17 protein-coding genes are annotated in these 16,124 nt (G+C 33.4%); 5 read left to right on the top strand and 12 right to left on the bottom strand.

Annotated elements, in window-relative coordinates; all coding sequences use genetic code 11:
* The first annotated feature begins 10 nt into the window (after positions 1-10).
* The 3 genes from DK442_RS20445 to DK442_RS20435 are packed head-to-tail and all read left to right on the top strand — an operon-like array spanning position 11 to position 2,247.
* Positions 11-988: an NADPH:quinone oxidoreductase family protein gene (locus tag DK442_RS20445; protein WP_109437742.1), complete on the top strand. Its 978-nt coding sequence runs from the start codon at positions 11-13 to the stop codon at positions 986-988.
* A gap of 22 nt (positions 989-1,010) precedes the next feature.
* A complete protein-coding gene (gene fabG / locus DK442_RS20440; RefSeq protein WP_109437741.1) occupies positions 1,011-1,748 on the top strand; it encodes a 3-oxoacyl-ACP reductase FabG in 738 nt (245 codons plus the stop codon).
* A 34-nt stretch (positions 1,749-1,782) separates the two neighbouring features.
* Entirely contained in the window at positions 1,783-2,247 is a 465-nt protein-coding gene (locus DK442_RS20435; protein WP_109437740.1) for a MaoC family dehydratase, read from the top strand.
* A gap of 90 nt (positions 2,248-2,337) precedes the next feature.
* Here DK442_RS20435 and DK442_RS20430 read toward each other — a convergent pair whose 3' ends face one another.
* The 6 genes from DK442_RS20430 to hutH form a co-directional block, all read right to left on the bottom strand.
* Complete coding sequence (locus DK442_RS20430) at positions 2,338-2,529, bottom strand: cold-shock protein (RefSeq protein ID WP_103068606.1); 192 nt, start codon at positions 2,527-2,529, stop codon at positions 2,338-2,340.
* Positions 2,530-2,726: 197 nt separating this feature from the next.
* Positions 2,727-3,203: a hypothetical protein gene (locus tag DK442_RS20425; RefSeq protein WP_109437739.1), complete on the bottom strand. Its 477-nt coding sequence runs from the start codon at positions 3,201-3,203 to the stop codon at positions 2,727-2,729.
* Between the two features lie 721 nt (positions 3,204-3,924).
* The gene (hutG, locus tag DK442_RS20420) at positions 3,925-4,926 is read right to left on the bottom strand and encodes a formimidoylglutamase (RefSeq protein ID WP_109437738.1); all 1,002 of its coding nucleotides are present in this window, start codon (positions 4,924-4,926) and stop codon (positions 3,925-3,927) included.
* A 30-nt stretch (positions 4,927-4,956) separates the two neighbouring features.
* Complete coding sequence (locus tag DK442_RS20415) at positions 4,957-6,960, bottom strand: urocanate hydratase (RefSeq protein ID WP_109437737.1); 2,004 nt, start codon at positions 6,958-6,960, stop codon at positions 4,957-4,959.
* A gap of 111 nt (positions 6,961-7,071) precedes the next feature.
* Positions 7,072-8,319, bottom strand: a complete 1,248-nt coding sequence (hutI, locus tag DK442_RS20410; protein ID WP_109437874.1) for an imidazolonepropionase — start codon at positions 8,317-8,319, stop codon at positions 7,072-7,074.
* 60 nt (positions 8,320-8,379) lie between these two features.
* Positions 8,380-9,960: a histidine ammonia-lyase gene (gene hutH, locus DK442_RS20405; RefSeq protein WP_109437736.1), complete on the bottom strand. Its 1,581-nt coding sequence runs from the start codon at positions 9,958-9,960 to the stop codon at positions 8,380-8,382.
* A 92-nt stretch (positions 9,961-10,052) separates the two neighbouring features.
* Between hutH and DK442_RS20400 the strand changes: the two genes are divergently transcribed.
* Positions 10,053-10,931, top strand: coding sequence for a LysR family transcriptional regulator (locus DK442_RS20400; protein ID WP_109437735.1), 879 nt, complete (start codon positions 10,053-10,055; stop codon positions 10,929-10,931).
* A gap of 57 nt (positions 10,932-10,988) precedes the next feature.
* Here the strand turns inward: DK442_RS20400 and DK442_RS20395 are convergent, their stop codons facing one another.
* The 6 genes from DK442_RS20395 to DK442_RS20370 form a co-directional block, all read right to left on the bottom strand.
* Positions 10,989-11,354 (bottom strand): SnoaL-like domain-containing protein, encoded by a 366-nt coding sequence (locus DK442_RS20395; RefSeq protein ID WP_109437734.1) that lies wholly within the window; start codon positions 11,352-11,354, stop codon positions 10,989-10,991.
* A gap of 86 nt (positions 11,355-11,440) precedes the next feature.
* Positions 11,441-12,748: a deoxyribodipyrimidine photo-lyase gene (locus DK442_RS20390; protein ID WP_109437733.1), complete on the bottom strand. Its 1,308-nt coding sequence runs from the start codon at positions 12,746-12,748 to the stop codon at positions 11,441-11,443.
* A 2-nt stretch (positions 12,749-12,750) separates the two neighbouring features.
* Positions 12,751-13,449, bottom strand: coding sequence for an SDR family NAD(P)-dependent oxidoreductase (locus DK442_RS20385; RefSeq protein WP_109437732.1), 699 nt, complete (start codon positions 13,447-13,449; stop codon positions 12,751-12,753).
* A gap of 10 nt (positions 13,450-13,459) precedes the next feature.
* Positions 13,460-13,954, bottom strand: a complete 495-nt coding sequence (locus DK442_RS20380; RefSeq protein ID WP_109437731.1) for an SRPBCC family protein — start codon at positions 13,952-13,954, stop codon at positions 13,460-13,462.
* Positions 13,955-14,032: 78 nt separating this feature from the next.
* Entirely contained in the window at positions 14,033-14,395 is a 363-nt protein-coding gene (locus tag DK442_RS20375; RefSeq protein ID WP_109437730.1) for a hypothetical protein, read from the bottom strand.
* Positions 14,396-14,482: 87 nt separating this feature from the next.
* Entirely contained in the window at positions 14,483-15,142 is a 660-nt protein-coding gene (locus tag DK442_RS20370) for an MIP/aquaporin family protein (RefSeq protein WP_109437729.1), read from the bottom strand.
* 120 nt (positions 15,143-15,262) lie between these two features.
* Between DK442_RS20370 and DK442_RS20365 the strand changes: the two genes are divergently transcribed.
* Positions 15,263-16,105 carry a DUF2911 domain-containing protein gene (locus DK442_RS20365; RefSeq protein WP_109437728.1) on the top strand — a complete coding sequence of 281 codons (843 nt, stop codon included), beginning with the start codon at positions 15,263-15,265 and terminating at the stop codon, positions 16,103-16,105.
* Positions 16,106-16,124 lie beyond the last annotated feature (19 nt).

Below are 16,124 nucleotides of genomic sequence, written 5' to 3'. Positions count from 1 at the left end.
AATAAACTAGATGAAAGCTATTGTTTGTAAACAATTCGGTCCTCCTTCAGCATTAGTGTTTGAAGAATTAGATGATTTAACTCCCAAAGAAAACGAAGTTATTGTTCAGGTAAAAGCTTGCGGAGTCAATTTTCCAGATACATTAATTATTCAAGGGTTATATCAATTTAAACCAGAGTTACCTTTCACTCCAGGAAGTGATATTGCAGGAATTGTAAAAGAAGTAGGAGCAAACATCACTCATGTAAAATCAGGAGATGAAGTTTTTGGATTTGTAATGCATGGTGGATATGCAGAAGAGGTAGCTGTTCCTGGAAATGCATGTTTTAAGAAGCCACCTATGATGGATTTCCCTATTGCCGCTTCTTTTATGATGGCATATGGCACCTCTTATCATGCATTAAAAGACAGAGCTGATCTTCAATCAGGAGAAACACTTTTGGTATTAGGAGCCTCAGGAGGTGTGGGTTTGGCAGCGGTAGAATTAGGGAAGCTTATGGGAGCAAAAGTAATTGCAGCGGCTTCTAATGATCAAAAACTACAGTTGTGTGCAGCATATGGAGCCGATGAAATTATAAATTATACAGATAAAGACCTGAAATTAAAAATTAAAGAATTAACAAACGGAAAAGGAGTTGATGTCATATATGATCCGGTTGGAGGAGAATATTCTGAAATGGCTATTCGCGGAATGGCTTGGGATGGGCGTTATTTGGTAGTAGGTTTTGCTGCAGGAAGTATCCCTAAGATACCGCTTAATCTTGCTCTTTTAAAAGGTTGCTCAATTGTCGGTGTTTTTTGGGGGAGTTTTGCTGTAAAAACCCCTAAAAAGAATATGCAAAATACTATGGAACTTATGCAGTGGCATGCAGAAGGTAAGCTAAAACCTCATATTCATAAAATTTACCCTTTAGAGGATTCGTCAAGTGCATTAAAAGCAATGATAAATAGAGAGGTTAAAGGTAAGATAGTTATACAATGCTCTTAGTATGAGTTAAAAGATAATAAAAATGAGATTAAAAAATAAAGTAGCAATAGTTACAGGAGGAGCTAGAGGAATAGGAAAGGCCGTTTCTGATTTATTTGCAAAACAAGGAGCAATAGTAATTATTTGGGATCTGTTGACAGATGGTGAGAAAACGGCTAAAGAAATTAGCGAAAAAGGAAATACAGCCGAATTTACTAAAATTTCGGTAACAGATAAGGTTGCGATAGAAAAAGAAGCCGAAAGGATTTTTAAAGCTTACGGTAAGATTGATATTTTAATTAATAATGCTGGTATTACCAAGGATCGTACATTACATAATATGAGTGAATCAGAATGGGATGCTGTGATTGAGGTGAATTTAAAAGGCGTTTTTCTTTGTACTCAAGTCATCTCGAAGTATATGAAAGACGCAAACTATGGTCGTATTGTTTCTGCTGCTTCTAATGTAGGTTTACGAGGTAATTTTGGACAAACAAATTATTCGGCTACAAAAGCAGGTGTCATTGCTATGTCCAAAACTTGGACTGTAGAGCTTGGGAAATATGGTATTACCGCCAATGCGTTAGCCCCGGGTTTTACACTCACAGAAATGACAGAACAAATTCCTGAAGAGCATCTGGAAGGAATTAAAAAGCAAATACCATTACAAAAAGCAGCTACTCCAATGGATATAGCTCATGGATATTTGTATTTGGCATCAGATGAAGCTTCTTATGTTTCAGGTATTTGTTTGACAATTGATGGGGGAGTTTCAAGATGATTTGAAACTAATGTTCTTCAAGTAATTCAATAATATGGGACAATTAAAGTGTAAAAATTTCGAAGATTTTAAAAAGAATGAAGGCAAACCATTACCAACAGGTAATTGGGTATTAGTCACTCAAGAAATGATCAATACTTTTGCAGAAGCCACCCAGGATTTTCAATGGGTACATGTTGATGTTAAAAGAACAGCAAAAGAATCTCCTTTTAAGAAACCAATTGCCCATGGATTTCTATCTGTCTCTTTGCTTTCAAAAATGCTTATGGACCTTGTTATTGTAGAAAGTTTGGTTATGGGAGTAAACTATGGTCTAAATAAAGTGCGTTTTCCTCACCCGGTGCCTGTTGATAGCCGTTTACGACTGCATAGTAAAATAACTAAAATTGAAGCGTATGGTACTAATGGGTTGAAAATCACATGGGGGTGTTCAGTCGAAATTGAGAATATAGAAAAACCAGCCTGTGTTGCCGAATTTGTATCACTTATGTTTGAATAAGTTAGGTATTTGATAGAAATAAATCATTTAGAATAAAAAAACCTGTCAAATCAGACAGGTTTAATACTTTAAAAAATCAAATAGTATATCTTATAATACTTTCACGTTTACCGCGTTCAATCCTTTTTTACCTTCTTGCAAATCAAATTCAACTGCGTCTCCTTCACGAATTTCGTCAATTAATCCTGAGATGTGTACAAAATGTTCTTTGTTTGAATCTTCTTCTGTAATGAATCCAAACCCTTTTGCATCATTGAAGAATTTTACTGTTCCTTTGTTCATTGTGATAATTTAAATTAGTTAATAAGAGACAAAGATAATACCAAATACTTAAATGATCATTACTTAATGCTCTTTAGTTGTTAATTCTAAACACAAATCTAGATCATTTATTATTTGTAACATGATAAAAATGAATCATTTTAGAAATAATTGATGATTACACTTAACAATTGTATGGTTAGTGCTCTGTGTAATATTTAGAAGTAAAGATTCTGCAATTCTAATTTATAATCATATTGAAGATCTTCATGTAATAAGGTTATTTTTTTTTTGATCGATGCTATTTCTCGGTTATGAATATTCATGAGAACAGAATTGCTTGTTATAGAAGGTTCGAAATCTTTGAGTTTTTTACAGAAATAAAGAAGTAGTTCTATTTCGGTTTCTTTATTCTTTGAATATCGAATATATTTTTTAATTGTACGTAAAATTTTACGAACGCTTTTTTTGATAAAATAATATGATGTTATATTGATTATTGTGAATTGTTCATCTACCTCATTTTTCACATTCTCGATATATTGATCCTCATTTCCAGATTCAAATAATAAATAAGTAAGTAACTCTTTATTTTCTTTTTTAAATCTCGATAGCCTAAGACATAGTTCTATCAGATCTTGGTGAGAACATTCATTTAGTTCTGTTTTAATCTCTTTAACGGTGGCAGATTTCATGTTTGCAATTTAGACAAAAGTTTGAATTTGTTTATAAATGCTTTTTTACACTTTTTTGTTAACTGATTGATTTGTAAACTCTTGATAAGCAGTAGTTAACGAGTTTATCAACATAGTTATTAACATTAAAAGTAAGTTTTTACTTTCTAATATTTTTATTTTTAATAATAAAAATGTTTTTTATCGTCATTTTATTTATTTTCAACAAATTATTAACAAATAATAAACATTTTTCTTGTATTATTGTTAATAAGTGATTATGTTAGTGCTAGTTAACCTTAAATCACATCGTCATGAATCACTTTTATTCAACATTCGGGCTCAATTTTATGAGTATCGTTAATTTTTTGAAAGAACTTCCCCAAGCTTCTAGCTATGCGATTCGTAAGTAATAATAAGAATAGATTTTTCTTAAATAAGCTTATCGTACTTTGCTTTGGTACCGTTTATAAGCATTTTTAAGATACAGTAGAAAGTTTTGTTTTTTTGCCCTAAAAACCCTTCATCTCGCATATTTGAAGGGTTATTTTTATATGAAAAAGGAGTAGGTGGGAGAAGATTAATAGATGCCCTACTATTTGATTATATGGTAAACCAGTCAATATCCCAATGCCGTATTGGTATCTTCTTTAAAAATTAGATATAAGGCATGTTTTTCTCCAATATATTTTATTTGAGTTTCTGAGATTTGAAATTCGGTATTAGAGAGTTGTTTGTGTAATTATTTCTCTTCGGTATTTATTGCCTTTGGATAGTCTCTGTTGCAAAAATTATTCATCAATATACACTCTATAATATGATTAACTAACCTGGATGCTAATCGAGCAGTACAATTATCAATGTCATATTTTGGATTAAATTCTACAATATCGGCACTAATTAGTTTTGTAGAGTTACAAATCCATTTTATAGTTTCCATTGCGATATCAACAGAAAAACCAAATGGAGAAGGTGCACTAACTCCAGGAGCAAGAGCAGAAGAAAAACCATCTAGATCTATAGTAAGATATATGTAATCCACTTTTGCAATAAAATTTTGAACTACTGTAGCTATGTTATTTTTGTTTTGAATTGTATATTCTGTGTTCTCTAGATATCGAACATTTAATTCGTTAGCAATTTTATAAAGCTCTTTGTTATTTGAGGCTTTTTGGATTCCCAGACACAAATAATTGAATGAATCATTTTCTTTTGAAATTTGATAGAAAGGAGTTCCAGAAGTACCTTGATTTGCAGTTTTTCTAAGATCGAAATGTGCGTCGAGATTTATGATTCCAATTTTTTTATTTGGAAATTGCTTTTTGATTCCATTATAGTGGGCATAGGCTAAATCATGACCTCCTCCCAAAATAATAGGAAAATTCTGATGTTGTAAAAGTGAAGCAATAATGTTTGAAGTCTCTAGTTGTGTATCTTCAAGATTTCCTTGTTCACAAGTAATATTGCCTACATCGAGAATATCTATTTGATCATTAAAATGATTAGAAAGTGTTGCCAACATCTTTCTTATATGATCAGGGCCTTTTACAGCGCCAATTCTTCCGTGATTTCTTTTGACACCTTCATCGCAAGTGTATCCTAAAAGAGTAAAAGATTGTTTCTTGGGTTTTGATAGTATCTTGTTTTCAAGGTTAACACATTTTATTTTTTCATGTAGGTATAATTGATCATCAGAGATACGACCGGTCCAAAGTGTTGTATCAGTTTTTTTATAGTTTTTCATCTTAAATTCTATTATGATTTGATCAATCTTTTATATAATATCAGATAGTACTTCGTCTTCGACAATGTTGGGTAGTGTAACTTTCAGTTGTGGAGTACGTTTCATTTCTCTTTTTATAGCAAATAATGCTTCTTCGTTACGCGCCCAGCTTCTTCTTGAAATTCCGTTATTTACATCATAAAATAACATACGCTCTAATTTTTCTGAAGCTTCATTAGATCCATCCAGTAATAGTCCAAATCCTCCATTAATAACTTCTCCCCAGCCAACACCACCACCGTTATGAATAGAAACCCATGTGGCTCCTCTAAAACTATCTCCAATTACATTATGAATTGCCATATCTGCGGTAAATTTACTACCATCATAAATATTACTGGTTTCCCGATATGGGGAGTCTGTTCCACTAACATCATGATGATCTCTCCCCAGAACTACAGGTGCTGATATTTCTCCAGTTTGTATTGCTGTGTTAAAAGCTTGAGCTATTTTGATCCTACCTTCTGCATCTGCGTATAAAATACGAGCTTGAGACCCAACCACAAGTTTATTTTGTTTTGCTTCTCTTATCCATGTGATATTATCTTGCATTTGTTGTTGTATTTCTGGAGGAGAAACTTTTTTAATAGATTCCATTACAGTAAGTGCAATCTGATCAGTTTTGTCCAGATCTTCTGATTTGCCCGATGTACATACCCATCTAAATGGACCAAATCCATAATCAAAGCACATGGGTCCCAAAATATCTTGAACATAAGAAGGGTATTTAAAATCAATACCATTTTTTGCCATGACGTCAGAACCTGCTCTGGAAGCTTCAAGCAAGAATGCGTTACCATAATCAAAGAAATAAGTTCCTCTGGAGGTGTGTTTATTTATCGCTTCAGTATGGCGACGTAATGATTTCTGAACTTCGGTTTTAAAAGCTTCAGGATTAGTGCTAATCATCTCATTAGCATCGTTATAACTTAACCCCGCAGGATAGTATCCTCCAGACCATGGATTATGTAAAGACGTTTGATCTGAACCTAATTGGATATGAATGTTTTCTTCATAAAACCGTTCCCAAACATCAACAACATTGCCTTGATATGCAATAGAAACGATTTCTTGACTATGTATAGCTTTTCTTGTTCTGGTCACTAAATCAGTCAGATCATCAATAATTTCATCTACCCAACCTTGTTCATGACGTTTTTTTGCAGCTTTTGGATTAACTTCGGCACAAATCGTAATACAACCTGCAATATTTCCTGCTTTAGGTTGAGCACCACTCATGCCTCCTAATCCTGAGGTCAAAAATATTTTGCCTGCGGGAGTTTCATTGGGTTGTAATGTTTTTCTAAATGCATTCATTACAGTAATGGTTGTACCGTGAACGATCCCTTGCGGACCAATGTACATATAGCTGCCTGCTGTCATTTGCCCATATTGAGTTACGCCAAGAGCATTATATTTTTCCCAATCATCGGGTTTAGAGTAATTAGGAATCATCATACCGTTAGTAACAACCACTCGGGGAGCATCTTTAGAAGAAGGGAATAATCCCATAGGGTGACCAGAATACATATGCAATGTTTGTTTCTCGGTCATGGTGGCGAGGTATTGCATAGTCAGTACATATTGAGCCCAATTTTGAAAAACAGCTCCATTACCACCATACGTAATTAACTCATATGGATGTTGTGCTACTAAAGGGTCTAAGTTGTTTTGAATCATGAGCATGATTCCGCTTGCTTGTTTAGTTTGTGCGGGATACTCATCAATGGGACGGGCATGCATCGCATATTCGGGAATGAAGCGATACATATAGATACGACCAAATTCATTTAACTCTTCTAAAAACTCGTTTGCCAGTTCTTGATGCCAATGACTAGGGAAATATCGCAGCGCATTTTTAATAGCTAGCTTTTTTTCTTCTTTAGATAGGATTTGCTTCCGTTTTGGAGCGCGACTAATGTTTTGATTAAAAGACTTTTTAGTAGGTAATATCTTTGGAATTCCTTGAAGTACTTGTTCTTTAAAAGTTGCCATGATGTATTCGAATTAGATGTGCCGTGATATTTATCAAAGTAGAAATATGATATGCTTTATTATAAGTATTCCTCAATTCTTCTAGATATCGACCTCACATAAAAATTAAATTTATTGTTGATATACTAAATCACCTCTTTTCCATACTTGGGACGGAGTTAACTTACCTTGGTGATAAAAAATTTCATTAAAATGATCCGTCTTAAACAGGTTAAAATCTGCCAACATACCAGAAACCAACCTTCCTCGATCTGTTAGGTGAAGTGCTGCTGCTGCTCTTGAGGTAATCCCGGCAAGAAGTTCTGCATTGCTCAATTTTTCAAAAGTACCAAGAATACAGGCTTGCATTAATAGGTCTCCCATAGGTGCCGAACCAGGGTTCCAGTCACTTGCTATTGCTAAAGCTCCTCCTGCATTCAAAATCTTCCTTGCAGGAGTGAAATCACATCCAAGACCAATAGAAGCTCCTGGTAGAGCAACAGAAATAACATTGCTTTTTGCCAACAGATCAATTTCTTTTTGAGTACTTGCTTCTAAATGATCAGCACTAATGGCACCTGTTTTTATAGCAATTTCACTACCTCCGGGAGTAAACTGATCAGCATGAACCGTGATGTCAAAATTCATATCCTTAGCTTTCTTAAAGTATGGATAGATGTCGGTAGATGTGAAAGCACTTTGTTCGACAAAAGCATCAATTCGATTTGTAAGTTTCTCTGATTTTAATATCGGAAATAACGAATTACTAATTTCTTCAAGGTATGCACTATGATTACCATTAAAATCTTTCGGAAGTATATGTGCAGCAAGACATGTAGGGACCAAATCAGTTTTAGTGGTATCATTTGCATTTTGTATAGCACGTAACATTTTTAATTCTTCTTCGATAGATAACCCATACCCACTTTTTACTTCAACTGTAGTGATTCCGTTTTTTAATAAACTATTAGCTCTCTTTATTACTCCATCTGCGAGTTCTTCTTTTTTTGCTAATCTTGTTTGAGTTACAGTGTCCCATATACCACCACCAGTTTTGGCGATTTCTAAATATGACTTTCCAGAATTTCTCATAGCATAATCTCTGGCTCTAGAACCAGAAAAACAGATATGAGTATGACAGTCTATAAATCCAGGAACACAGATATAATTTGAAGATAACTCTATAAGTTCTGTGCGTAATGCGTTGATTTCGTTTTTTAGATCAGAAAATGTTCCAATAGTATCAATTTTATCTCCTTTGATTAGGATTCCGGCTTCCTTTATAATAGTAAGATTCTCATCTTTTATTGGGCCTTTAAGATTAGAGTTTTCCAAAGATATAAGTTGAGTAAATGGACCTATTAATTTGTATTGCTTCATATTTTTTTTATTGTATACATTCTTGTTTATCATGTTATAAAACAATAAGAATATATATGTTTAATATACTTCAAATTCGTTAGAAAATGGGGTCTCTAATGATAATTTTTCTTTTTGTGAAACTTGATTAGAAACTTCAATTATTGTTTTGTTTTTAATCATTTCAATTCCTTTTTCAATATCATCGGCAAATACACGGTCTTTATCAGCAAAAGGGACTATAGTTCTTATTTTTTTGTGAATTTCATCTAGGATTATTCCAGATTTTAGTGGTTTTCTAAATTCAAATGCTTGTGCGGCTGTTAACAATTCTATGGCTAATATTTTCTCTAGATTATCAAGTACCCGTAACGCTTTTCTTCCTCCAATTGATCCCATGCTTACATGATCTTCTTGCCCTAGAGAAGTAGGAATGCTATCTGCACTAGAGGGAAAACATAACCCTTTATTTTCACTTGCAAGAGCAGCTGTAGTATACTGTAGTATCATATATCCAGAATTGATTCCTGTATCTTCCATCAATAATTTAGGAACACCGGGGGAGTTGCCTTCTAAAGCCAGATATATTCTTCGATCAGAAATACTGCCAATTTCTGAGGTGGCTAAACAAGCATAATCGATTGCCATAGCAAGAGGTTGCCCATGAAAACTACCTCCGCTTATTGTGAGATCTTCATTTATAATTATTGGATTGTCAGTCACAGAATTTAACTCTACCTCGAGAAGTTCTTTTAGATGCAACCAAGCATTTCTGGAAGCTCCGTGTACCTGAGGTATACATCGTAATGAATATGGATCCTGGACACGATCACAATCTGTATGATCTTCCATAATTTCTGAACCTTTAAGCATTGATTTTACTCTGGAAGCAACATGGATATTACCTTTAAAAGGTCTTAATTGATGTAATTCTTTATAAAAAGGTTTTATAGAACCTTGTAAGCCTTCTATCATCATTGCTCCGATAATATCGGCTTGTGAAAGACAGTTATGTAGTTTTGCTATAACCTGTACAGCATGGGCTGCAATAAATTGCGTTCCGTTTATTAAAGCTAAACCTTCCTTTGGACCTAGGTCAAGTGGTTGTTTTCCAGTTTTTTTAAATAATTCTGCTGTAGATATGATCTCTTTTTTATGCGATACTTTTCCTAAACCAATTAAAGGTAAAAAGAGGTGAGAGAGCGGAGCAAGATCACCAGATGCCCCAACTGATCCCTGACTTGGGACAATAGGAATAATATCATTATCAATATGGTATAATATTCTATCCAAAGTTTCTTCTGCAATACCAGAATATCCTTTTGATAAAGACTGGACTTTTAAAATTAGCATGAGTTTAGCAATTTCTAAATCAATAGGTTCTCCAACGCCAACACTATGACTTTGTAGAATATTATTTTGCAGAATATTGGTCTCTTCTTTTGAAATTTTTGTCGTACATAAAGGACCAAAACCAGTGTTAATACCATAAACTGGATCTCCTTTTTCAACAATATTTTCGACTACACGTCTGCTTTGTTGGATTTTTGCACGAGATGATTGTGAGATTATACCTTTTATTTCTCCTTGAGCAATTTTTATTGCGATTCCTGCTGTTAGGTAATCTTCTCCGTATGAAAAATGGTGTTTTGTATCTGACATAGCTATATTTCTAAACGTTATAGATAGATACTACTAAATTAATATCTATTTTTGATAATTAGAAATACTTATTTAATCAATTATTAATAACCATGAGTTATCAATTAGAACTCCGTCATTTTACTTATTTTTTGGCTGTTGCCGAAGAATTACATTTCAGAAAAGCTGCTGATAGATTGTTTATTTCTCAGCCTGGACTGAGTAGACAGATCAAGCAAATGGAAGAAATCATTGGAGTTACTCTTTTTATTAGGAATAAAAGAAAAGTAAGTTTAACAGTTGCTGGTCAATATCTTAAAAAGGAACTAGATTATATTTTTAATCATATTGATTTTACGATTAAACAAACTCGTCTTATAGATAAAGGAAGTGATGGTGAAATACGTATTGGTTTTCTTGGTTCTGCTATGCAAACTGTAATTCCGGAGTTATTGATACGGGCTAATGCTACGTATCCGGATATACAATTTAGTTTAGAAGAAATGTCTAATCATTTTCAAGTGGATGCTATAGAAAAAGATCAATTAGATCTAGGTTTTGTTAGGCTGGCCAGGGTACCTAAAGATATAGAGATGAAAACAGTGCATACAGACACTTTTTCATTAGCTCTGCCAATACATCATAAATTAGATACTAAAACGTTCACAAGTGTCAAGCAAGTATCAGATGAACACTTTATTCTATTCTCATCTGATTATAGTTCATTGTATTATGATAAGATCATGAGTATTTGTGAAGATAAAGGTTTTACGCCTAAAGTTTCTCATAAATCAGTGCACGCACAAACAATATTTAAGTTAGTAGAAAGTGGGCTAGGAGTAGCTATTGTTCCTACTTCATTACAGCAAGGTTTTAATTTTGAAGTGAAGTTTCTTGAAATTCCTAAGATATCACAACGAGCTGAACTTTCTATTATTTGGAAGAAAGATAACCGAAACCCAGCATTAAAGCGTATTATGAAGTTTTTATAAATCAAAAAGGCCAAACTTGATCATGTATGACCTTTTTGATTATTGTAATGCGGTTGCTTAGTTTGGTATTGAATAAAAAAACTGTTCTTCTGTAATTTTGCCATTATCAACTTGATAAACACATACTTCTTCAATTTGCATACGCCCTTGTTCTTTAAAGGTGCAGTCCATTTTCATAGAACAACTAAAATGATTTTCTGCAACAAGAGGATCTGATATTTCTCCACCATGAAATTCTTCAACTGAAGCATACCAGTCTTCACTTTTTTTAAGTACTGCATCTATACCAGAGGTTATAGAGTTTGGCATTCCTTGCATTTCTTTACTCACAACATTTTGAGCATACAATTCATTAATAGCTTGCATATTTTCTCCTAGTCTACATAGTTCGACCAGACGAGTGGCTACTTGCTGAGTATTCATTGGTATAAAGTTTTAAGGTTATTAATAATAGAATAAAATACAAAAAACTTTTATCCAAAGGTTGTAAAGAAATGTTATATTTAGTTTTAGCCTACGGCTTCTTTGTAAATTTTTAAACAACGTTCACGAGCCACCTTATGATCTACTATAGGTGGTGGATAGCTAAATTCATTAAGATCTTTTACCCAGGTATTAATATACATAAGTTGTTTGTCAAATTTGGTAATCTGAGTAGTGGGATTAAAAATTCTAAAATAAGGAGCAGCATCTACGCCAGATCCCGCAGCCCATTGCCAATTCCCTACATTGGCAGACATATCATAATCCAATAGTTTTTCTGCAAAATATGCTTCTCCCCAACGCCAATCAATTAGCAAATGTTTGCATAAAAAACTAGCAACAACCATTCTAACCCGATTGTGCATATATCCAGTGGTGTTAAGTTGACGCATTCCTGCATCTACAAGAGGGTACCCTGTTTGTCCTAAAGTCCAACTTTTAAACTCTTGTTCATTATTTCTCCAATCAATTCGATCATATTTGGGTCTGAAAGCAGCATCTTTGGTATGAGGGTAGTGCCAAAGAATTTGCATAAAAAACTCTCTCCAAATTAATTCTGACCAAAAGATTTCATTCTCTTCTGCAATTGCTTTTTTTATAATAGTTCTAATTCCTACAGTTCCAAAACGTAAATGAGGACCTATTTTTGATGTCCCATTATGATTTGACGGGAAATTTCTGGTAGCTTCGTAGTTTTGAATTAAGTTTGAAGAAGTATCATAATCAGGTACTATGATTGATGATTTTATAAACCCCAATTCTTCTAGTGTTGTATTGGGAAGATTGGTATTCTTAATCAGATTATGAAGATAGTTTGTTGTATTATGAATTTTTAGTCTAACCGGGTCAAATACTTCTTTCCATTTGTTCTTATACGGGGTGTATACTACATATGGCTTACCATCAGCCTTTACAATTTCATCTTTTTCAAAAATTACCTGATCTTTATAATGGTAGAATTTGATATTGTTGCGCTGTAAAATATTTTTAACATCAGTGTCTCTTTTTTTTGCATAGGGTTCATAATCTTCATTAGAGAATACTTGTTGTATGTCATATTGAGCAATTAATTTTTCAAAAATGATTTTAGGAGTACCCATATAAATAGCCAAAGAACTTTTGTGTTTATCTTGAAGATCTTGTCGTATTTTTTGTAAAGTTTCAAAAATAAAGGTGACTCTAGCATCATTTTTTGGTAGTCGCTCTAATATATGTGTATCAAAAATGAAAATTGGTAAAACTGGATAATCACTTTTTAACGCTTTAAGAAGTCCAATATTATCATCTAATCTAAGATCACGTCTAAACCAAAAAACAGCAATTTTTTTGTTCATTATTAATGTATATTTAAAGTAGACATACCACCATCTACACCAATGACTTGACCAGTAATCCAGCTGCTATCATCGCTCAATAAAAACCCAGCGATATTTGCAATATCTTCAGCTTGACCAACACGTTTCATAGGATGCCTGTTATCCATTAACTCTTTCTTCTTTTCATTTCCTAATAACCGCTTAGCCAATGGAGTGTCTGTAAGAGAGGGAGCAATGACATTAACTCTAAATTGCGGAGCATATTCTGCGGCTAAAGCTTTTGCAAATCCTTCTATAGCCCCTTTTGCAGCAGCAATACTAGTATGAAAAGGCATACCAACTTTTACAGCTACGGTACTAAAGAATACTAAACTTGCCTGTTCAGAGTTTTTGAGTTTTGGAAGTATGGTATGTATGATTTTAACTAAAAACATGAAATTAATTTGCATATCCTCCTCAAAAACTTTTGGAGTAAGCATTTTAAAAGGTTTTAGGTTTATACTACCTGGACAATATACAAATCCGTCTATCCTATCAGGAAGAACGGTAATATCAATTTCATCGGATGAAGCGTCATATGGAATATGAGTTACCTCTAAATTCCCTAAGTTTTCTGAGGTTCTTGAAGCAATAAAAATGTTATGTTGATCATACAGTTTTAGAGCTATTTCGAAACCAATTCCATGACTTCCTCCAATAAGTAAAATATTTTTTCTCATTATTTTGGTTTTAAGCAAATAAGATTTGAGTAGTGTTTTCTGTTTTTAGAGATCCAAATAATTCAATTAATTTCTTTTCTCGATATTTAAAAATCTCTTCGAGTTTTGGTTTTACCAAAAATGGATGTACAAGTTGGCCTAGTATACCAAAAGGTACTTTGTAATCGATAATATCTTCCATTTCTACGCCACCAGGAATTTCTTTAAGAAAATGTTTGTGATGCCATAAAGCATAGGGACCAAAACGTTGTTCATCGACAAAGTATTGTTTGTCTTTTACATGAGTTATTTCTGTGACCCATTTATTTTTTATTCCAGAGATAGGAGTGACTATATATTGAATTATTTGCCCAGAATACATTTGGCGGTCAGCACCAGACAAAATTTCAAACCCCATGTAATCAGGAGTAATAGTTTTAAGATTTCGCGGATCTGATAGAAAATCCCAAGCTTGTTCTATAGAGATGGGAAGGTTTTGCTTTGCTTTTAGGGTATAAATTTTCATAGTTGTACAATTATTACATTGTAAAAGTACGATGATTTTGTTTAATAAAAAACCCTAAAAAGTTAAACAAAATTAAATTTAGTTTATAAAATAACCTTCAGCCCAAGATTTTGCTTCTTCTAAAGTGGTGAAAAAAGCAAATGATTTATCATATAACTTTTGTTGTATAAGTGCTATATCACGTTCAGTTTTTTCTTTAGATACAATTGCCAACCCTCTCATATTTGAAGGTTGCCCTTGCCGAAATACTTCATCAGAAACTTCATGACGAAACTTCCTATTAGTAATCATAATGAAATCTTTAGATTTATAATAAGATTTAATTTCTTCCCGAACAATATTTGCTTTGTCTAGGGTAAGGAGTACATCTTTAAAAATGGTAACAATCACAAAAGAATTGTAAAATTCCAGCTCATAAAACTTTTCACAATTTAAACTCATCTATATATTTACTTCACTTTTTGGTAAAGATATGCTAAAACGAATTAATTTGTGTTAGGTGGTATATGCTAAAATAAGAATTAGAGCTTAACAATCACTACAACAATTATCGGGTTTTACTAATTTACAGGTTAAAACGGCAAGTAATGCGCCAAAAACGGGTGCTATAAAATAGAGCCATTGATGCTCCCAATGTCCTGATAGTAAAGCTGGGGCTAATGATCTTGCTGGATTCATAGAAGCATTGGTTATTGGCCCTGCAAACATAGCCTCTAGTAACACAACACCTCCAATTGCCATTCCGGCCATGGTTCCTGTTTCTTTTGAACCAGTAGAAACATTGATGATAACCACCATTAGAAAATAGGTAAGTAACAATTCTAAGATAAAAGCTCTAAAGTCATCTATTTTGGGTAAAGTGCCTCCAAGAAATTCACTTTCTGGAAATAGAAACGCTAAAATACTACTGGCTATTATGGCTCCTATACATTGTGCGATTATGTATTTTGGAACTTTTTTCCATTCAAATTTTTTAGCATAGGCAAAAGCGATAGTAACAGCAGGGTTAAAATGAGCACCAGATATCTCACCAAAAGCATATATCATAGCCATTACAATCAATCCCCATGTAATTGCTATACCTACATGTGATACATCTCCTCCTGTAACTTCATTAATAGTCATAGCTCCAGTACCGCAAAATACCATGCTAAAAGTTCCTATAGCTTCTGAAATATATTTTCTCATTCTGATCCAAAAATGAAGACAAATATACTATTCCTTATTTTAAGTTTTTGTTAACTTTTTATGTAGGTGTAATTCTTATTTTCGTTATCGGTAATTCTAAAACAAACTAAACTATACACAATGAAAAAGATTGTCTTATTTCTTTCTGCGGCTTTACTATCTTTAGGGATTGAAGCTCAGGTAAAAGCACCACAACCGAGTCCTACTTCTAAAATAGAACAGATCATAGGATTAACAGATGTTGCTGTAGAATATTCACGCCCAAGTATGCGTGGAAGAGCTATTTTTGGAAATTTAGTACCTTATGACAAACTTTGGAGAACAGGGGCTAATAAAAATACTCAAATTACTTTTGGTGATGATGTAAAAGTTGGAGGTAAAGAACTTAAAAAAGGAACTTATGCCATTTTTACAAAACCAGGTAAAGAGACTTGGGAGGTAATTTTTTATAGTGATGCTAACAATTGGGGAACTCCTAGAAAATGGGATGATACAAAAGTAGCAGCAAAAACTTCAGTAAAAGCAAATACCATCCCGATGAATGTAGAGACATTTACAATCATGTTTAGTGATTTTAAAATGGATTCTGCAGTTATGAATTTTATTTGGGAAAATACAGAAGCTGCAATTACTATAGAAACTCCTGCAAAGGCACAAACAGTTGCTAGTATTGAGAAAACTATGGCTGGTCCTACTGATGGAGATCATTATCAGGCGGCTACTTTCTATAAAGAGACTGGAGATGTTGCTAAAGCTAAAGAGCATATAGAGAAAGCAATTTCTATTCGTAAAGAGCCTGCTTTTTGGTATCATAGACAACAATCTTTGATCTATGCTAAAGGAGGAGATAAAGCGGGGGCAATAAAAGCAGCTAAAACTTCGTTAGAATTAGCAGAGAAGGCAGGAAATGCCGACTATGTAAAATTAAATAAAGACTCCCTTGCAGAGTGGGGAGCTAAATAAACACTCTTTTTCACACACA

The organism is Aquimarina sp. AU119, assembly GCF_900312735.1.
GTDB lineage: Bacteria > Bacteroidota > Bacteroidia > Flavobacteriales > Flavobacteriaceae > Aquimarina > Aquimarina algiphila.
The sequence above is the reverse complement of the archived record's forward strand: the minus strand, read 5'-3'. Positions and strand labels throughout refer to the sequence as shown.